19 protein-coding genes are annotated in these 18685 nt (G+C 37.8%); 10 read left to right on the top strand and 9 right to left on the bottom strand.

Annotated elements, in window-relative coordinates:
• The first annotated feature begins 17 nt into the window (after positions 1-17).
• The 7 genes from PFY10_18990 to PFY10_19020 all read left to right on the top strand — a co-directional run bounded on the left by PFY10_18990 (position 18) and on the right by PFY10_19020 (position 6536).
• Positions 18-491: a hypothetical protein gene (locus PFY10_18990; protein WBV56279.1), complete on the top strand. Its 474-nt coding sequence runs from the start codon at positions 18-20 to the stop codon at positions 489-491.
• 90 nt (positions 492-581) lie between these two features.
• On the top strand, positions 582-1616 hold the full coding sequence (mutY, locus tag PFY10_18995) for an A/G-specific adenine glycosylase (GenBank protein WBV56280.1): 1035 nt from the start codon (positions 582-584) through the stop codon (positions 1614-1616).
• 44 nt (positions 1617-1660) lie between these two features.
• Positions 1661-2218, top strand: a complete 558-nt coding sequence (gldD, locus tag PFY10_19000) for a gliding motility lipoprotein GldD (protein WBV56281.1) — start codon at positions 1661-1663, stop codon at positions 2216-2218.
• Positions 2219-2245: 27 nt separating this feature from the next.
• Positions 2246-3169 (top strand): PfkB family carbohydrate kinase, encoded by a 924-nt coding sequence (locus PFY10_19005; protein WBV56282.1) that lies wholly within the window; start codon positions 2246-2248, stop codon positions 3167-3169.
• An 87-nt stretch (positions 3170-3256) separates the two neighbouring features.
• Entirely contained in the window at positions 3257-4624 is a 1368-nt protein-coding gene (locus tag PFY10_19010; GenBank protein ID WBV56283.1) for a peptidylprolyl isomerase, read from the top strand.
• Positions 4625-4804: 180 nt separating this feature from the next.
• A complete protein-coding gene (locus PFY10_19015) occupies positions 4805-5749 on the top strand; it encodes a nitronate monooxygenase (protein WBV56284.1) in 945 nt (314 codons plus the stop codon).
• Positions 5750-5765: 16 nt separating this feature from the next.
• On the top strand, positions 5766-6536 hold the full coding sequence (locus PFY10_19020) for an alpha/beta hydrolase (GenBank protein WBV56285.1): 771 nt from the start codon (positions 5766-5768) through the stop codon (positions 6534-6536).
• Between the two features lie 10 nt (positions 6537-6546).
• Here the strand turns inward: PFY10_19020 and PFY10_19025 are convergent, their stop codons facing one another.
• Together PFY10_19025 and PFY10_19030 are read right to left on the bottom strand one after the other, a co-directional pair.
• Complete coding sequence (locus PFY10_19025) at positions 6547-7164, bottom strand: hypothetical protein (GenBank protein WBV56286.1); 618 nt, start codon at positions 7162-7164, stop codon at positions 6547-6549.
• Positions 7165-7191: 27 nt separating this feature from the next.
• On the bottom strand, positions 7192-7491 hold the full coding sequence (locus PFY10_19030) for a rhodanese-like domain-containing protein (GenBank protein ID WBV56287.1): 300 nt from the start codon (positions 7489-7491) through the stop codon (positions 7192-7194).
• Between the two features lie 107 nt (positions 7492-7598).
• Here PFY10_19030 and queG point away from each other — a divergent pair, with 107 nt between their 5' ends.
• Positions 7599-8546 carry a tRNA epoxyqueuosine(34) reductase QueG gene (queG, locus tag PFY10_19035; protein ID WBV56288.1) on the top strand — a complete coding sequence of 316 codons (948 nt, stop codon included), beginning with the start codon at positions 7599-7601 and terminating at the stop codon, positions 8544-8546.
• A gap of 55 nt (positions 8547-8601) precedes the next feature.
• On the opposite strand, the gene PFY10_19040 is transcribed toward queG, so the two are convergent.
• The 4 genes from PFY10_19040 to PFY10_19055 form a co-directional block, all read right to left on the bottom strand.
• The gene (locus PFY10_19040; GenBank protein WBV56289.1) at positions 8602-10071 is read right to left on the bottom strand and encodes a TolC family protein; all 1470 of its coding nucleotides are present in this window, start codon (positions 10069-10071) and stop codon (positions 8602-8604) included.
• On the bottom strand, positions 10064-13225 hold the full coding sequence (locus PFY10_19045) for an efflux RND transporter permease subunit (GenBank protein WBV56290.1): 3162 nt from the start codon (positions 13223-13225) through the stop codon (positions 10064-10066). The genes PFY10_19040 and PFY10_19045 overlap by 8 nt, the downstream gene beginning before the upstream one ends.
• Positions 13226-13240: 15 nt before the next feature.
• Positions 13241-14326: an efflux RND transporter periplasmic adaptor subunit gene (locus PFY10_19050; GenBank protein WBV56291.1), complete on the bottom strand. Its 1086-nt coding sequence runs from the start codon at positions 14324-14326 to the stop codon at positions 13241-13243.
• 96 nt (positions 14327-14422) lie between these two features.
• A complete protein-coding gene (locus PFY10_19055; GenBank protein WBV56292.1) occupies positions 14423-14851 on the bottom strand; it encodes a hypothetical protein in 429 nt (142 codons plus the stop codon).
• Positions 14852-15447: 596 nt separating this feature from the next.
• On the opposite strand from PFY10_19055, the gene PFY10_19060 reads away from it, so the two are divergent.
• Together PFY10_19060 and PFY10_19065 are read left to right on the top strand one after the other, a co-directional pair.
• A complete protein-coding gene (locus PFY10_19060; protein WBV56293.1) occupies positions 15448-16125 on the top strand; it encodes a TIGR02117 family protein in 678 nt (225 codons plus the stop codon).
• A gap of 33 nt (positions 16126-16158) precedes the next feature.
• Complete coding sequence (locus tag PFY10_19065; protein ID WBV56294.1) at positions 16159-16617, top strand: hypothetical protein; 459 nt, start codon at positions 16159-16161, stop codon at positions 16615-16617.
• A 35-nt stretch (positions 16618-16652) separates the two neighbouring features.
• On the opposite strand, the gene PFY10_19070 is transcribed toward PFY10_19065, so the two are convergent.
• The 3 genes from PFY10_19070 to PFY10_19080 all read right to left on the bottom strand — a co-directional run bounded on the left by PFY10_19070 (position 16653) and on the right by PFY10_19080 (position 18674).
• On the bottom strand, positions 16653-17783 hold the full coding sequence (locus PFY10_19070) for an MBL fold metallo-hydrolase (GenBank protein WBV56295.1): 1131 nt from the start codon (positions 17781-17783) through the stop codon (positions 16653-16655).
• 236 nt (positions 17784-18019) lie between these two features.
• Positions 18020-18214, bottom strand: coding sequence for a cold shock domain-containing protein (locus PFY10_19075; GenBank protein WBV56296.1), 195 nt, complete (start codon positions 18212-18214; stop codon positions 18020-18022).
• A 31-nt stretch (positions 18215-18245) separates the two neighbouring features.
• Complete coding sequence (locus tag PFY10_19080) at positions 18246-18674, bottom strand: cold shock domain-containing protein (protein WBV56297.1); 429 nt, start codon at positions 18672-18674, stop codon at positions 18246-18248.
• Positions 18675-18685: the final 11 nt, after the last annotated feature.

Genomic DNA, 18685 nt, shown 5'->3' on the forward strand with positions numbered 1-18685 from the left:
TTTTCTACCAAATTTATATGAAAATTAATATGTTTACATCCAGGTTTGCCTATTGCATACCCGTTTTCCTGATGCTTTTTATAGGCTGCGAGAAGAAATATCAAAGCCCGAATTACTATAAAAAAGATCTTTTTGAAGATGAGAGACAGGAAGGGAAAGCTTATATTATGAATAAAGAAGAATGTATCGACGGTAGTGATATGGTTCTTGTCAGTTCAGATATAAAGCTCGTAGACAGTTCGTCCGGTCGCGGGAGACCTATTTTTATTTACAGACTTACTTCCGGTGAGATAGAAAAAACGACAAGAGACTCTGTGGTCACCTATCCGTTCCAGTTTCTATCCAACCAGAGGCTAAAGCTTAAAAAAGATTCCATGTATGTTTTTCTGAAAAAACTTAACGGATACCGTTTTATCGCAGAAGAGAAAAAGCTTAAGTATCAATGGCTTAAATCCGCTCCGGTATATACCGTAGGTACAGAAAGTAAATAGTTCTATCTTTGCAATTGCTTTGATTGATTTCCTATCCTATTTGTGAAATGATGTAAAAGGCAGGTTGAATTATTTAAACAGAGTCACTTTTTGGAAAAGAATTTTAAGGGTTCGGACTTTCTTCACGTCGGAAACAAGCTGTTGGGATGGTACAAGGAAAATGCCAGAGATTTACCATTCAGAAAAACAAAAGATCCATATTTTATATGGATCTGCGAAATTGTTTTTCAGCAAACCAGAATTGCCCAGGGGCTTAACCATTATAATAATTTTATCAGACGATTTCCGGATGTGAAATCCCTTGCGTCAGCAGAAGAAGATGAGGTCTTGCTTCACTGGAAAGGCTTGGGGTATTATTCCAGAGCAATCAATATCCATAAGGCAGCCCAACAGATCATGACAGATTTTGATGGTGTTTTTCCTGCCCGGTATGAGGATATATTACAGCTAAAAGGAGTGGGGAAGTATACTGCAGCTGCAGTTTCGAGCATTTGTTTTAACGGACGCATGCCTGCCGTTGATGGGAATTTCTACAGGGTATTAAGTCGTGTTTTCGCAGATGATTTTGATATTTCAGGTTCAAAAGCATTTGCTTATTTTTCTGAATTGGCAACATTAGTTATGCCGGAGAATGTCGGAGATTTTAATCAGGCCATGATGGATCTGGGATCTGAAATCTGTAAGCCCAAAAATCCTCTATGTCAAAAATGTCCGTTAGAAGATGATTGCCTGGCCTTTGCTTTGAACAAGGTTTCAGAGTTTCCGGTTAAAACAAAAAAAGTAAAAACAGAAGACCTTCATCTGCAGTATTATTTTATTCATTACAAAGGCCAATTTGTGATCCAACAAAGAAAAGATGATTTTATCTGGAAGAAACTTTTTGAATTTCCGACCTCTCTTCCTAAGGATTTCAAGATATTTATAAAAAACCTTAAAACAGTTCAACATAAGCTCACCCATAAGAATCTTACCATAGATATTTATAATGTTGAAATCCCTTCAAAAGCTATCTGGGAGGATTTTACAGTAAATAATCTATATATTGTAACGGACTACCGGGGATCACAGGATAAATCTTTTCCCAAGCCTCTGGAAAACTATATCCAAAACTCGTTGAAAGACTGAAATTTGTCTTCCTAAATCTGAAATCTAATTTGTACTTTTGCAAAATGATTAAAAAAGTCATTTTTATATTTGCTTCATTGCTTTTAATTTCATGTGGAAAAGATCCAATCCCAAAACCATACGGAGAATTGCGTTTGGAATATCCCACACCAAAATATCAAAAATTTGATCCTAACTGTGCTTATAGTTTTGAATACTCGGATTTTGCAATGATCACAAATGCTAAAAGGCCTTGCTGGTACTATCTGAATTATCCTAAAATGAAGGCTAAGGTTTTTGTTACCTATTATCCGATTCAGAATGATTTTGCCGATCATATCAAAGAAGCTGAAAAGATGGTGTATGAGCACACCATTAAGGCCAGTGCCATTGACACTAAGTCTTTTGAATATCCCGAAAAGAAAGTCTACGGGAATTTTTACGAATTAAAAGGGCAGAGTGCTTCCAATCTTCAATTTTACATTACAGACAGTACAAAACACTTTGTAACTGCTTATCTATACTTTAATACAAGACCGAAACCGGATTCATTGGCTCCTGCAGTAAATTATATCAAGAATGATATGAAGCATCTGCTGGATACTTTCGAATGGAAAAAATAAATCAGTTTAAAATACATTGAAAAATATATGAAACTTTTAGTTGTTGGAAGTGTTGCATTTGATGCAATTGAAACACCGTTTGGTAAGACAGATAAAATTTTGGGGGGTGCCGCTACTTATATCGGGATCACTTCATCTATCTTAGGCGTAAAATCAGGGATTGTTTCTGTTGTTGGAGGGGATTTTCCACAAGAGCATCTTGATATGTTTACCGACAGGGATGTAAATATCGAAGGAATTGAGATCGTGAAAGAAGGAAAAACATTTTTCTGGTCAGGAAAGTATCATAATGATTTAAATACGAGAGATACCTTAGCTACAGAAGTAAATGTTCTGGAAAATTTTGATCCGAAAATCCCGGATTCTATGCAGGATGCAGAGATTTTGTTGTTAGGAAACCTTCATCCGGGGGTACAGCTGTCCGTACTGGAAAAAATGAATGAACGTCCAAAGCTTGTTGTCCTGGATACCATGAATTTCTGGATGGATACTGCGATGGATATTTTAATGGATATGATCGCCAAAACAGATGTGATTACCATCAATGACGAAGAAGCCAGACAGCTTTCAGGAGAATACTCTTTAGTAAAAGCGGCAAAAAAGATCCTTAAAATGGGACCTAAATATGTGATCATTAAAAAAGGGGAACACGGGGCATTACTGTTCAATGAAACTCAGGTGTTCGCTATTCCGGCCCTTCCGTTAGAAGATGTTTTTGATCCGACCGGAGCAGGAGATACTTTTGCAGGTGGTTTTGCTGCCTATTTAGCCAAGAAACAGAAAATCGATTTTGAAACGATGAAATCAGCATTGATCGTTGGTTCAGCAATGGCCTCATTTACTGTAGAGAAGTTCGGGACCGAAAGAATTGAAGAAGTAAGTGAATCGGATATGTTCAGCAGACTGAGACAATTCAAAGAATTAACAACATTTGACGTTGAACTACAATAAATAGATGTTTTTAAGAAATATTTATAATAAAAAATTTAGTGTAATTCGTTAAGAATTCTAAATTTGCAACTTGTTTAAAATACTAAAATGATAAATAAACTAAAGATCACTTTTCTTTTTGGAGTTTTTGTGATGCTGTTTGCTACTAACATGAAGGCCCAGTTAAAACAAGGGGACCTGGTGGATGGTATTGCTGCTGTAATCGGAGATGAAATTGTGTTAGAGTCTGACGTTAATGAACAGATGAATTATGCAAAACAGCAGGGCGCTTCCAACACAGATAAGTGTGAGTTTTTGGAGAATCTGATCAACAATAAACTTCTTGTATTCGAAGCAAAAAAGGATACCTTGATTGAAAACAGATCGGCTGCTATTAAAACTCAGGCTAATGCAAAGTACAGCCAGTTACTTTCCCAATTTCCTGACGAAAAATCAATGTTAGCCGCCTACAAGTTCAGAACTGCTTACGAAATGAAGAATGCTATCGAAAAGATAGACACGGATACCTATTACGGGCAGGCAAAATATCAGAGAGTTACTGATAAGGCCGATGTTACGCCAAATGAAGTAACCGATTTTTATAATATGTATAAAGCTCAGTTACCTGAAATTAAGGATGAAGTAACTTTAGCGCAGATCATGATGTATCCTAAACTTACGGAAGCCCATAAAGATGAGCTGATCAATAAGTTAAAAAAGATTAAACAGGATATTGCAGGTGGAGAATCATTTGAAAGCCAGGCGAGAATCTATTCTGAGGATCCGGGTTCTGCATCTACTGGAGGTTTAATGAAAAATATCTCTAAAGGACAGATGGTAAAACCATTCGAAGCGGCTGCACTAAACCTTCAGGAAGGGGAAATTTCAGACCCTGTAGAATCAGAATTTGGGTACCATATCATTCAATTGGTGAAAAAATCAGGAAAGATATATGATGCAAGACATATCCTTTTGATGGCTACTCCTACTGAAGACGAAATTAAAACAGCTAAAAAGAAATTAGACAGTATTAAAACCCTGATTACAGAAGGGAAAATTACATTTAAAGATGCTGCCTTTAAATATTCAGATGATAAAAGAACAAAATTCAATGGTGGGGTAATTTCCGGATCTGATGGTTCTAATAAGATCGAAAGAGAAACTATTCCGGGAACTATCAGCTATGAATTGGCAGGTCTTAATAAGGATGATATTACCAGTGCTTTTGATGATGAAGACGAGAGAAAAAGAAAAGTAGTGAAAATTGTGAAGATCGAAGATGTGATTCCTTCTCACCAGATCACTCTGGAAACCGATTATGACAGAATAAAGCAAATGGCACTTAATAAGAAGCGAAATGAAATGGTTGAAAAATTTGTGAACTCCAAATTACCAACAACATTTATATCGATAGACAGCCGTTACGATTCCTGCAAGTTTAAAGGAAACTGGAAAAAAGAGGCTTTAAAGAAATAATAGAAAAACCTTCAGATCATCTGAAGGTTTTTTTTATAGATGGCATCCGGGATAATTAAAATTAAAAAGAAAATTTATCTGAATATTCTTCAAATAGAAAGGGATGAAATTTTTGTTTTTTAGTATTTTTACAGCATGAGTAATTTTATAGATTTTAGTGCGGCTAAAAAAATTTATGGGATGGAATCAGAACAAAACAGGATTACCAGACTTTTTGATATAAAATATCCGATCATTCAGGCAGGAATGATATGGCATTCCGGATGGAGACTTGCTTCAGCAGTTTCCAATTGCGGAGGGCTGGGATTAATCGGTGCAGGAAGTATGTACCCCGATATTTTAAGAGAGAATATTCAGAAATGCAAAGCAGCTACAGACAAGCCTTTTGGCGTAAATGTACCTATGCTTTATCCTAATATCGAGGAAATTATTCAAATCATTTTGGAAGAAGGAGTGAAGATTGTTTTTACCTCAGCAGGAAATCCTAAAACCTATACAGAAACTTTACAGAAAGAAGGTATTAAGGTGGCTCATGTTGTTTCGTCTACAAAATTTGCCATTAAATGTGAAGATGCGGGAGTAGATGCTGTGGTAGCGGAAGGCTTTGAAGCAGGAGGACATAACGGAAGAGATGAAACTACGACCTTCTGCCTTATCCCTAATGTAAAGCAACACATTTCTAAGCCCTTAATTGCAGCTGGAGGGATTGCTTTAGGTTCTCAGATAAAAGCGGCTATGATTTTGGGAGCAGATGGTGTACAAATAGGGTCCCGGTTTGCGGCAACCCATGAAGCCAGCGCCCACGAAAACTGGAAAAAGAAAATTACAGAGCTGAATGAAGGAGATACTCATCTTACCTTAAAAGAACTGGCTCCGGTAAGGATGGTTAAAAATAAATTCTTCAATGAGCTAGAAAATATTTATCAGTCCGGGAGAGATGCGGAAGCTTTAGCGGCGTCTTTGGGTAGGGCAAGAGCAAAAAAGGGGATGTTCGAAGGAGATCTGGAAGATGGAGAACTGGAAATAGGACAAGTGTCTGCATTGATCAATGACATCCTACCTGTTGAAACTGTTTTTGCTAACCTTCTGAATGAATTTGAAGAGGTAAAAATGCCTAAATTTTAATGAAGCAATAACTTGAATGTCGGTTAATTTAGCAAAACCCCAAATAAAAAATCTTTATATAGAATACGATAATTCACTGGGCAACAGGCCTACATTGGTTTTTCTTCACGACTCCCTTGGATGCACCCAATTATGGAGGGATTTTCCCCAAAAACTTTCCGAAGCTTCCCAATGTAATGTTCTGGTTTATGATCGTTTAGGATATGGTAAATCAGGTCCGATGCTTACATACGAAAGACCCGATAATTATATGGAGTTGGAAGCAGATCTTCTGAATGAGTTGTTGCAGGAGCTTAACATCAAAGATGCTATTTTATTCGGGCACAGTGACGGAGGAACCATAGCTCTTATCACTGCCGGTAAATATCCCGAAAGAATAAAAGCCGTTATTTGTGAAGCAGGACATATTTTCGTTGAAGATGTTACGCTGAAAGGAGTGTACGATGCATGGGAAGCTTATAAAACTACGAATCTTCCTGAGCGCCTGCAAAAATACCACGGAGATAAAGTAGAAATGCTTTTCAAGGCCTGGACAGAAACCTGGACTCGGGAGGGATACAGAAATTGGAACATCGAGTATATATTGAAAGATATTATATGTCCATTACTATTTATTCAGGGAGATGCTGATGAATATGGAACTTTAGATCAGGTAGAAAAAACAGTAGGACAGATGAGCGGATTCTCAGAGAAATATATTATACCAGGGGTAGGACATACACCACACAAAGAAGTACCTGAAATTATATTGGAGAAGGCGAAAGAGTTCATAGAGAAACACATTTAATAAGGTTGGTCTATAAATTTGTTAATTCATACTCTATATTTTTTCTGGCCTGATGTTCATATTTATTCTTAAAATAGTCAGTTTTAAAAATATAATCCGACTCCAGAAAATGCAGAAGTACTTTTCTTCTGCCAGGTTTATATAGAAAGTCAGGATAGATAGAGTATTCTCTTCTGATCATTTTAGTATATTCCAGATAGGTTTGAGGGTCTTGTCCTAAAATCGATAAGTCAGCGTCTAAAAGATAGTTGGTGTCATTATCTGGGGATTTTTGATGCAGTTGAGTTGCCAGAATCTGTTGAAATATATTATCTACGGACTTTTTATCTACCTTAATTTCACTAAGCCTTATTTTCGCCAATTCAGCACTTTTTTTCTCATTAGCTTTTGAGGAAGCATCATAAATAATATCGTGATAAAATACTGCAAAACTTATCACCTGAAAATCTGAAATATCACTTTTTACCTTTTCCAGCTCCGAAAATAAAGCAGTCAGATGTTCCAGATTGTGATAAAATCTTCCTTTTTGGGAGTATTGGATCTCTATTTCCTGCCACAATTTATTAATGAGATACTGGTCCTGTGTGTAAGGAAGGAGATTCTGAGCTAATCTTTCTTTCAGATTCATATTATTAAAAGGGATAAAAAAAGGAACTTAAAAAGTTCCTTGATTTGCTTCGATTGTTGCTTTCAGGTCTGCCCAGCCACCGCCGTTATAACCGTCCTTTAACCCCTGGGAATTTAAATATTCCAACGCTTTTCCGCTTCTGTTTCCACTTCTGCAGAAAATTACAACTGGTTTTTCTATCGATAGAATTTCTTCTTTTCTATCTTCAACTTCACCTAATGGAATATTTTGAGCTCCTTCTATATTACCATCCATTTCCAGTTCCATTGGTTCGCGAACATCTATTAATTGATAATTTCCGGATTTTAATACATCTGCTAATGACATAATTGTAAATATTTAGTGTTAAAAGTATAAAATGGCTGTCTGAAATATTTCACACACCCAAACTCCAACAAATTTATAAAATAATCTTAGTTTTGCAATGGGAAATCATGAATTCAACTGCTGAAAAATATTCTGAACTGATAAAGTCCAAGGCACAACGTTTTGGATTTCAGAATTGTGGTATCTCCAAAGCTGATTTCCTCGAAGAAGATGCCCGTCATCTGGAGAAATGGTTAAAGAATAACTTCCATGGGGAAATGAAATACATGGAAAACCATTTTGATAAAAGATTAGATCCCCGATTACTGGTAGAAGGCTCGAAGTCAGTGATTTCATTATCCTATAACTATTTCCCTGAAGAGAAGCTTTCCACGCTGGAAAACTACAAGATCTCAAAGTATGCATACGCCGAAGATTATCACGAGGTAATTAAGGAAATTCTTCGTGAAATGGTGACTGAGCTGCAGGAGGAGATCGGGGAATTCGGATTCAGGGTTTTTGTAGATTCTGCTCCCGTACTTGAAAGAAGCTGGGCTAGGAAATCCGGAATTGGATGGGTAGGGAAAAATGCCAATCTGATCACGAAACAAAACGGCTCCTTTTATTTTTTAGCGGAGATCATTTGCGATCTTGAGCTGATTGCCGATCACGAAACCACCAACCATTGCGGTACCTGCAGAAAATGTATCGATGCTTGTCCTACAGATGCTATCATCTCGGATAAAATCGTTGATGGAAGCAAATGCATTTCATATGCTACCATTGAACTGAAAAGCGAAATTCCCGATTATTTCAGGGATAAAATGCAAGATTGGATGTTTGGCTGTGATATCTGTCAGGATGTTTGCCCTTGGAACCGGTTTTCAGCTCCGAACATGCAGAGCAAATTCAAGCCTAACGATAGCCTTAAAAATTTTAAAAAAGGTGAATGGAAAGAGCTTACGCAGGAATTATTCTCTGAAATCTTCAGGAAATCGCCTGTAAAAAGAACAAAATATGCAGGCCTGAAAAGAAATATTGAGTTTTTGGAAAACGGTAGTGATCCTGAATCTTAAAAAAGAAGCCTACCTTTCGGTAAGCTTCCCTAAGAAAAAATTAAATTGGTATATATTATTTTTTAATAATATCGGGGGGGGCAACAGGATTCTGATCCCATCCGCCACCAAGTGCCCTGTAAATGGCAACACTTGCTTTTAACTGATTCATTTTCTTTTCAACAAGTTCAAACTTGGATTCAAGAGCATCCCGTTGGGTTAGGAGAACTTCCATATAATCTGCACGGGCATATTTAAAAAGATCATTGGAAATATCAATGGACTTTGTTAAGGCATTTACTTCCTGATTTTTAATATCAAAACTATTTTCCAGATTATGAATCTTTGATAATTGGTTGGCTACCTCAATATAAGCACCCAGTATAGTTTGCTCATAATGGTAAACAGCCTGCACCTGTTTTGCATTGGCATTATAATAAGCTGCCTTTATTGCATTTCTATTGATCAGTGGGGCAGTAAGCTCTCCTGCAAGAGAATACAGAAAGGACTGAGGCTTGACAATGTACAGAGGGTTAAAAGCCTGAAATCCTACTCCCGCAGCAATATCAAGAGAAGGATAAAACCTTGCTTTTGCTGATTTTATATCCAGCTTTGATGCAGCAAGCTCATATTCAGCCTGTTTAATGTCAGGTCTGTTTTCCAGTAGCTCTGAAGGAATCCCCGTATATACCGGTTGTGGAACGAGGGTATCAAAAGTATTGCGGGTTCTTTCCACAGGCTGTGGAAATCTTCCGACAAGGTAGTTGATCCTATTCTCTGTTTCCACAATTTTCTGCCTGATATCGTACTGCATTCCCTGGGTTTTTAAAACCTGAGCCTGAAAACGTTGTACGGCAAGTTCATTGGAACGGGCAAATTTTTTGAGATCTCTTACAACCTCTAAAGCATCATTCTGAATCTTTATATTCTGCTGTAGGATATCCAGTTCATTATCCAGAGCCAGCAGTTCATAGTAAGAATCAGCAATTTCAGCAATTAGATTCGTAGTCATAAAATTCTTTCCCTCTACACCGGCAAGGTACCTCTGTACCTGAGCTCTTGTGGCATTGTGCAGTTTACCCCAGATATCAGTTTCCCATTTTGCCTGGGCTCCTACGGCAAAATCAAATAAAGGATCCGGCATTTCTCTGCCCGGTTCAATTTCAGTATTTGCTTCCATTGCTCCGATATTAGTGTATCTGCTTACTTTATCCATACCGGCTCCGGCTTTCAAACCTACTGACGGCAAATACTCTCCCTTACGGGCCTTGATCTCATTTTTGGAAATTTCTATTTCCTGGAGAACAATATTCAGCTCCTGGTTATTCTTAAGAGCTTCATTGATCAGTGCCTGGAGATTTGGATCACTAAAATATTCATTCCATTTGATCTTTCCTGTATTGGAAGAACTATTTTCATCAGTCCCGTATTGTTCAGGAACTGTTTTATTTTCGGCACGCTGTTCTATTTCTATAGGTTTGCAGGCAGCAAGGCTTAATAGGACCAGTGCGATCCCTGCATATTGATATATTTTATTCTTATTCATAGTGTATCATATCTTCGCTTAGCGGTGATTCATCTTCGTCTTTGATCATTTTTTTGCCATCAGACCATTTGGCAAAAATGTAATAGAGGCCAGGAATAATGATGACTCCTAAAATAGTTCCCACGAGCATTCCTCCTAATGCAGAAGCTCCAATGGTGTGGTTTCCGATCGCTCCGGCACCTCCTGCAAAAATTAAAGGAACAAGACCTGCAATAAATGCAAAAGAAGTCATCAAGATCGGACGGAACCTGATCCTTGCACCTTCCACGGCTGCTTCAAATATGGAATCCCCTGACTGTCGCCGCTGTACGGCAAACTCAACGATTAATACTGCATTTTTACCCAGAAGACCGATTACCATGATCAGTCCTACCTGAGCATAGATGTCATTTTCCAGACCCATTGCCTTAAGGAGAAGGAAAGATCCGAATACCCCCACAGGAAGCGAAAATAAGACAGCGAATGGAATGACAAAGCTTTCATACTGCGCCGCAAGTACGAGGTATACGAATACAAGAACAACCAGGAATACATAGATGGCTTCATTTCCGCGTTGTGCTTCATCATAAGACAATCCTTCCCAGGCAACTTTGTATCCGTGAGGTAAAGTTTTAATTGCTGTTTCATTAATCGCATTAATTGCATCCGCAGTTGTGTACCCGGCAGCCGGTAACCCCCGGATCGCAGCAGAATTATACATGTTGTAGCGGGTAATTTCATTAGGCCCCTGTGTTTTTTTCAGCGTCATAAATGCTGAATAAGGAACCATTTCATCACGGTCATTCTTTACATAGAGCTTCATGATATCCGAAGGAAGTCTTCTGAATTCAGGAGAAGATTGTACATATACTTTAAAGAACTGCCCGAATCTGATAAATCCTTGCTCATAGGTACTTCCGATCAGGATATTCAGGTTGTCCATCGCCTTACCGATAGAAACCCCTTTCTGCATGGCGGCATTATTATCAAAAACAAGCTCATATTGCGGATAATTGGCTGCAAAAAAGGTGAATACCCCTGTTAATTCCTTGCGCTTTTTAAGGTTGGCAATAAATTCCTTGTTTACCTTATCGAAATCCTGATAATCTGTTGTTCTGTTCAGATCCAGCAGTCTCATGGAAAATCCTCCTGAAGATCCAAATCCGGGAACGGCCGGCGGTTCAAAAAACTCAATGGTTGCTCCGAGATCTTTTGATTTTTCTTCAAGTTCTTTCATGATTTCTTTTACAGAATGGTCACGGGCACTCCAGGTTTTAAGGTTAATCAGACAAGTTCCGGCATTAGAACCACGCCCTTCCGTCATAATTTCGTAACCCGCCAGTGAGGATACGGATTCTACACCGTCCACACCCTGACAGATCTTCTGTAATGCTCTGGAAACCTTATTGGTCTGTTCCAATGTAGAACCCGGAGGTGTCTGAATAATGGCATAAATCGTTCCCTGGTCTTCATTGGGGATGAAGCCTCCCGGAAGTGTTTTGTTGATGATAAAAATTCCGGCTGAAAATAAAATCAGGATTCCCCAGGTTACCACTTTTCTGTTAACGATTTTTCTCAGAAGCAATGCATACTTACCGGTTACTTTATCAAAACCTTTATTAAATGCATCCAGTGATTTTGTAAAGAGATTGGCTTTTTTAGGTTTTCCATGATTGTTTTTCAGCAGCATTGCCGCTAAAACAGGCGTTAATGTAAGGGCAACTACAGCAGAAATCACGATGGAACTCGCCATTGTAATTGAAAACTGACGATAAAAGGTTCCTACCGGCCCTGTCATAAATGAAATAGGGACAAATACTGCCACCATTACAGCAGTAATTGCGATAATAGCGCCTGCAATTTCAGCCATTACTTCTTTCACAGCTTTATAAGGTGAAATGTTGCTTTCTTCCATCTTGGCGTGTACAGCCTCAATAACCACAATCGCATTATCCACAACGATACCGATAGCTAGAACAAGGGCAAATAAGGTTACCAGATTTATGGATAGGCCAAAAAGCTGAATAACAAAGAACGTTCCTACTAAAGAGACGGGAACGGCAATGATTGGGATCAATGTTGACCTCCAGTCTCCAAGGAAGATGAAAACTACAATGGCTACAAGAATAAAGGCATCCCTCAATGTGTGGACCACCTGTTCGATGGAAGCATCCAGAAACTGGGATACGTCATAGCTGATCTTGTAATCTACTCCTGGTGGGAAGCTACCTTTCATTTCCTCAAGCTTTGCTTTCACATCTTTTATTACGTCATTCGCGTTACTTCCATAATTCTGCTTCAGGACTATAGAAGCAGAAGGATGTCCGTCGAGATTGGAATAAATATCAAAGAATTCGCTTCCCAGTTCTACCTTAGCTACGTCTTTAAGCTTAATATTTTCCCCCTCAGCATTGGAACGGACAATGATGTTCTCATACTCTTCAGGTTTGTTATATTGTCCTTTATAGGTAAGAACATATTCAAGGGACTGCGCTGCAATTCCTGAGCTCTGACCGATTCTTCCGGGACGCCCGATGATGCTTTGCTCACCAATAGCCTTCATTACCTCATCCACAGAAATAGAATAAGCACGCATACGATCGGGATTCAGCCAGATTCGCATTGCATATCTTCGGCTTCCCAGGATCTGGGATTTTGCGATACCGTGAATACGGTTGATTTCAGGAATGATGTTTACGGTTGCATAGTTGTAAAGGAATTTTTCGTCCATGCTCTTGTTGGTGCTGTATAAATTGACATACATCAACATACTGGGCTGAATGGGATTTACTACAACCCCCTCTTTCTGTACGAGTTCAGGTAAAAGGGGCATCACCTGGTCTACTCTCGTTTTTACAAGAACAACGGCAGCATTGGGATCTGTTCCGGGATCAAAAACAACGTTTACCGTAGCTTCTCCGGCACTGGTCGCATCGGTGGTGATGTAACGCATTCCCTGTACTCCATTGATGGCATTTTCAATGGTAATCAATGAGGATTTCACCAGTACATCGGCACTCGCACCCGGATAAGCAATGGATACGGCAACCGTAGTAGGTGCGATTTTTGGAAATTGTTCGGTAGGAAGCTGTTTAATGGCCAATCCACCGACAAAGAGGATGATGACCGATATTACGATTGCGAATACCGGCCGGTGTATTACTTTTTTAAACATAATTCTGCTTTTTAATTACTCAGCATAGAGATCCAGGTTCGACATCACTTTTTCAGGCTTCTGATAGCGGGTGGAAATTTTTTGATTTTCCTGTACCATTCGAAGCCCGTCCAAAAGAATTCTTTCATCTTTTCCAAGTCCTGACGCCACTACATAAATATGTGGTAATTCAGCAGCAATTTTTATTTCCCGTGCTTTTACTTTGTTGTCTTTGTTGATTACATATACATATTTCTTTTCCAGCTCTTCAAAAGTTGCTTTCTGAGGAATCAGCATAGCGTTGGCATAGGGAGCTGTAATCTGTATATTTCCGGTTTCCCCATATCTGAGAAGACCCTTAGGGTTAGAAAAAGTTGCTCTATATGCAATATTTCCTGTTTCATTATCAAAATCAGACTCGATGGTTTCCACAATACCATCCTGGCTGAATGTTTTTCCATTGGCCATTTTTAAACGGACATGCATAGGATCATTGTCCGTTCTGTCACTCATCTGATTCAGATATTCAGCCTCCGGAACATTGAAGTATACCCACATCTTGCTGTTATCCGAAAGTTCTGTGATCAGCTCACCTTCGTCTACCAGACTTCCTTTCCGAACATGCAGACGGCCTACAATTCCGTTAAAAGGAGCCCTGATCTCGGTAAATTTAAGGTGCGTATTCATTGACGAAAGCTCAGCCTGGGCTTTTTCATATTTCGCCTTAGCCATTGCCATTTCCTGCGGAGCTACAATATCTTTATCTGAAAGATTTTTAGTGTTCTGGTATTCTATCTGAGCATATTTTGCTTCTGCCTTTGCCCTGTTAACATCAGATTCATAAAGGTTGGGCATAATTTTAAATAGCAGTTGTCCCTTTTTTACATATTGACCTTCATCTACATATAAGGTCTGGATATAGCCTTTTTCCTGAGCACGGAGTTCTATATGGTTAATGGATCGGATTTGTGCTACATAATCTTTATCGATTAAAGTATCTTTCACTAGCGGGCTTGTTACATTGAAAACCGCAGCTTCTGTTTTTTCTTTTTTCTCTGATTGACAGCTTATGCATAGCAAAATAATGCACAGGTTTATATACATGAGACTTTTCTTGACCATGATAATCATTTTATAGTAAATTTTTTTAATTGAAAAAATAAGGTTGCAGGCTCTCAGCATGAGAACCTATAAATTTTCCGGAAAAATATACTAAGATCACAGCCGGATGACCCTGTACTGGATGTACAGGTCATCATTGAAATATTTAAGATGTTCTGAATTAGCAAGTGAAACAGCACTCTGTCTGTTATGGAATATCGTAACGAAATCAGGTTTCAGATGTCCGATGTCAGTCCCTAAACAGATTGGAGGTCCCGTAAAACCGGATGTCTCTACATTATCATCGTTCTCATTATCGCTTTCGGAAAGGTTTGCTCTAAGCTTATGGTAGGGCAGGTGTGAAACAACATATTGATCATGAAGTTCATGGTCTCTTAGAAAAGCATAAGAATGTTTTATATTGTTTTCCGAAGAATCATCACTTACGGATTTTGAATTGAAGTTGACATCAAAATCGGGATACTCCGGTATCTGACCAGAGTACAAACCTAAAACAGTGAGTAGTGCAAATAAAAAGGTAAACAAATATTGATGAAATCTTCCCCGCATCCAATGACAAAGGTAACTAAACTTGAAAATTGAAACAAAACGTGGAGATTAAAAATGTGTTAAAAAAATGATAAAAATGTAAAATATATTTACAATAAATGCTTCATTCCAAGTTCTTGATGAGAATGTATCCAAAAAAAAGGGGAGATTGAAGGGGATATGGTGGTGAGAAACTGAAAAATTGAGTTTCGTATGAGGAGTTAAGCGTTAAATTTTTGGTGATAAACCCTCGTTTGGAATTTCTGCTGTTCCAAATTAAAGAGGGTAGTCGACGATTCCTTAAATTTAGCGGTTTAAGGAGGCAAAGATTTTGTGAATAAAAATTCTCTGAAAAGCCTTTCCTAAAAAGAAAAATTGACTTTCAAAAAGATAAAATCTTTTAGAAAATCAACGTTTTTTTTGTATTCTTTTCGGAGCTGTTTTTACTCTTATTTTAAATCTTTTTTGGGATTTAGTGTTTTTACGCATATTTGTGACTATTTCATACTTAAATGTACTGATTTTTCCGATTAAAACAAATATTTTTGTTATAAATTAAAAATTAATTTTACGTAACCTTATAAGACATATCTGTGAAAAAAATACTTATTATCGTTTTAAAAGCTTTAGGAATCATCCTCGGGATCGTTGCTCTTTATGTTGTTCTTGCCCTGTTAGTCCCGTTTATCGGGGTTTCAGCGAAGGATGACGGTGAAAAGAAAGAGATTCCAATTTATATTTATACCAATGGAGTACACACGGATATTGTAATGCAGGTAAAAAACGATCTGCAGGACTGGAGTACAAAAGTTCCTTTCTCCAATACCACTTCAAAGAGAACTGATTATCAATATATAGGAATCGGATGGGGAGATAAAGGTTTCTACCTGGACACTCCGACATGGGCTGATTTAAAATTTTCAACAGCTTTCAAAGCTGCTTTCTGGTTAAGTGAATCTGCAATGCACTGTACTTATTATAGTACGATGAAAGAAGGAGAAGACTGTAAAATGATTATGATCAGCAGGTCCCAGTATAAAAAATTAGTTGAATTCGTAGAAGCCAAATTCGATAGAGATAAGAATGGTAATTTTATTCTCATCCCGACAAATGCTGTGTATGCTGATAATGATGCCTTTTATGATGCTAAGGGAAGCTACAATTTCACGTATACCTGTAACACCTGGACAAATGATGCCCTAAAAGCTGCGGGACAAAAAGCAGCCCTGTGGACGGCTACAGATTTTGGAATATTCAGGCATTATAAATAATTTTTAGTCAGAAAAAATATAATCCCTTAACTGATGATAACTGAAATTGAACAACAGACCCTGGACATTGATTGGTTTCTCACGGATGGCAAATACATTGGATTTATGGCTTCTGCAGGAGGAAAGTTACCTGATTCTGTAGCTAAATCAGCAGAAAATCATAAGAAATTAGTACATTATTTCAGGAATTTGCCTGTAGTATCAGATTTTACAATTAATCCCGAATTAAACTCGGTCTTAATTGAAATATATCGTAGTAAAGCAGATGAAAGATATCTTGAAGATTACATTTCAATGGCAAAAAAAGGTTTGTATTCATTTGATAAAAGTAACTTTAATCATTTTCTTGATGGTAACTACCACCTGGTAGCGAGCCCTGTGAATCCTCTAACATTAGAAGATTTACCTGTGGATATATCGGAGATCCTTATAGAGACCCAATTTCAGGATAAAATAAACCAAATGCTGAAAATGGACATCTCAAGTTTATAAAATTGGAATTTTCCAAAATTAACTTTTCAGATGCCTCATTGAACATTTTTCCACCATTCGTTAAACTTCTGATTTGTTTGGTCTAAATGAACTAATTCGCCGATCATAGGAGTTGCTAATCGATAAGTTTGGTTCTTAGAAAGAGCAGTGATTTTTTCCAAAGGTTCTTTCCAGGGATGGTTGGCCAGGGTGAATTTAGAATTATGCACGGGTAATAAATTTTGGGCACCCAGCTCTTTTGTTCCCAAAGCAACTTCTTCCGGAAGCTCATGTACCGATTGCCATGCTTTATTATATTGCCCACATTCCATAATGGCCCAATCAATTTTTCCGTATTTTGAACCTATAGATTTAAATCTATCATCACGACCTCCGTCTCCGCTGTAGTACACTTTCATAGAAGGTGTCTGAATCAGGAAAGAAAGCCATAATGCCTGTCCGCTTCTGAATCCTCTTCCGGAATCATGATGTGTAGATTCCGTAAATATGATAAATTCTGGCTTTACGTTTACGGATTCGTACCAGTCTTTTTCTATAATCTGATCGGGTGTATATCCCCAGCGTTCAAAATGAGCTCCGTTCCCTAAACCACAGACTACATGTTTTGTCTTTTTTTGCAGTTCTTTTACGGTTTCGTAATCCAGATGATCATAATGATCATGCGATAAAAGTAGGTAGTCGATTTCAGGCAGGTCTGCTACCGTATAAATATCACTTCCTTTATAAGCCGTAACACTTCCAGGGATAGGGGAGGCTTTTCCACTGAATACAGGATCAACAAGGATCTTTACGCCATCGAGCTGAAGAAAAAATGAAGAATGCCCAAACCATACATACGCGTTATCATGAATATTCAGTGCTTTTAAATTGGTCTTTATGGATGGTAGCGAATCTACGGGGCTTCGGTGTGGAAATTTTGTAAACAGGGTTTCGTACAATACACCCGGCATCGAGTAGCCTTTAGTAAGCGTTGGCCTCTCCACAATATTCCTGAATCTGCCATCTTTATAATGGGAAGAAGCTTTTATCAGTTCAAGACGTTTACCCTCCGGCAGGGCTCCGAATTCCTCCCGCCTCATATAGAAAAAGGTAATGATACCAAGAACAGTGATAATGAGGACCAGCAGGATCAATATTTTCCGGAATACTTTTACAATTCTTTTCAAGGTGATTGATTTTTTACTTCAAAATGTTTTTAGATGTCCAGATCACCCGGAACATCAGTGATGTGTTTTTATTACATAAAGATAATACTTCCCAATAAAGTAATGATGGGTTTATTATTTATAGGACGATCGACTTTGGATTATACTTTATCTGGATTTATTTGAAATAAAAAAAAGACCCCAAATGGGGCCTTCTGTGTGATTTGATATTATCTTATCGGAAAATATCTGGAAAACTATGCAAGTTTTACGTTTACTGCGTTTAATCCTTTTTCACTTTTTTGTACTTCAAAAGTTACTTTATCGTTTTCACGAATAATTCTTGTGCTTAACCCTGAAGCGTGTACAAAGATATCCTGTCCTCCGTCTGCTGGAGAAATAAATCCGAAACCTTTTGTTTCGTTAAAAAATTTTACTGTGCCTTCTTGCATTGTAATTGTTATTAAAAATTGTTGTTATTTATTATTTGATCAGTTGAATATCAATAGCAGAAAATCCTTTCGGAGATCTCTCTTTTTCAAATGATACTTTATTTCCTTTCTTTACGGGTTCCGCACAGTTGTTGGAATGGAAAAATACATTTTCCTTTGTTTTATCTTCTGTAATAAAACCATAACCTTTTTCACTGAAAAAAGTAATAATTCCTGATTTACGGATTTCCTCTTCAGGAATAGGAGCAGCTCCCAGCTGAATATCATCAAGGTTAATTTCTTGCGTCTCTTCAGGTGGAGTAGAAGTAAGTCTTCCGTATGAATCCACATACGTTAGCATTTCATCAAGTCCCTTTCCTTTATTGTTATTAGTTTTTCGTTCTTCACGGCGTAAAGCCTTTTCTTTTTGTTTTTGAATTTTTTTCTTGAAATTTTCTTTTTTAGAGAAAGAATCTGCCATAAATTAATTTT

Origin of the sequence: Chryseobacterium daecheongense (assembly GCA_027920525.1) — a bacterium.
GTDB classification, from domain to species: domain Bacteria; phylum Bacteroidota; class Bacteroidia; order Flavobacteriales; family Weeksellaceae; genus Chryseobacterium; species Chryseobacterium proteolyticum.

Bases quoted from the DNA above. Each gene is read 5' to 3' on its own strand.
- PFY10_18990 (WBV56279.1), top strand. From the start codon at position 18: ATGAAAATTAATATGTTTACATCCAGGTTTGCCTATTGCATACCCGTT.
- gldD (WBV56281.1), top strand. From the start codon at position 1,661: ATGATTAAAAAAGTCATTTTTATATTTGCTTCATTGCTTTTAATTTCA.
- PFY10_19005 (WBV56282.1), top strand. From the start codon at position 2,246: ATGAAACTTTTAGTTGTTGGAAGTGTTGCATTTGATGCAATTGAAACA.
- PFY10_19010 (WBV56283.1), top strand. From the start codon at position 3,257: ATGATAAATAAACTAAAGATCACTTTTCTTTTTGGAGTTTTTGTGATG.
- PFY10_19015 (WBV56284.1), top strand. From the start codon at position 4,805: ATGGAATCAGAACAAAACAGGATTACCAGACTTTTTGATATAAAATAT.
- PFY10_19020 (WBV56285.1), top strand. From the start codon at position 5,766: ATGTCGGTTAATTTAGCAAAACCCCAAATAAAAAATCTTTATATAGAA.
- PFY10_19025 (WBV56286.1), bottom strand. From the start codon at position 7,164: ATGAATCTGAAAGAAAGATTAGCTCAGAATCTCCTTCCTTACACACAG.
- PFY10_19030 (WBV56287.1), bottom strand. From the start codon at position 7,491: ATGTCATTAGCAGATGTATTAAAATCCGGAAATTATCAATTAATAGAT.
- queG (WBV56288.1), top strand. From the start codon at position 7,599: ATGAATTCAACTGCTGAAAAATATTCTGAACTGATAAAGTCCAAGGCA.
- PFY10_19040 (WBV56289.1), bottom strand. From the start codon at position 10,071: ATGAATAAGAATAAAATATATCAATATGCAGGGATCGCACTGGTCCTA.
- PFY10_19045 (WBV56290.1), bottom strand. From the start codon at position 13,225: ATGTTTAAAAAAGTAATACACCGGCCGGTATTCGCAATCGTAATATCG.
- PFY10_19050 (WBV56291.1), bottom strand. From the start codon at position 14,326: ATGGTCAAGAAAAGTCTCATGTATATAAACCTGTGCATTATTTTGCTA.
- PFY10_19065 (WBV56294.1), top strand. From the start codon at position 16,159: ATGATAACTGAAATTGAACAACAGACCCTGGACATTGATTGGTTTCTC.
- PFY10_19075 (WBV56296.1), bottom strand. From the start codon at position 18,214: ATGCAAGAAGGCACAGTAAAATTTTTTAACGAAACAAAAGGTTTCGGA.
- PFY10_19080 (WBV56297.1), bottom strand. From the start codon at position 18,674: ATGGCAGATTCTTTCTCTAAAAAAGAAAATTTCAAGAAAAAAATTCAA.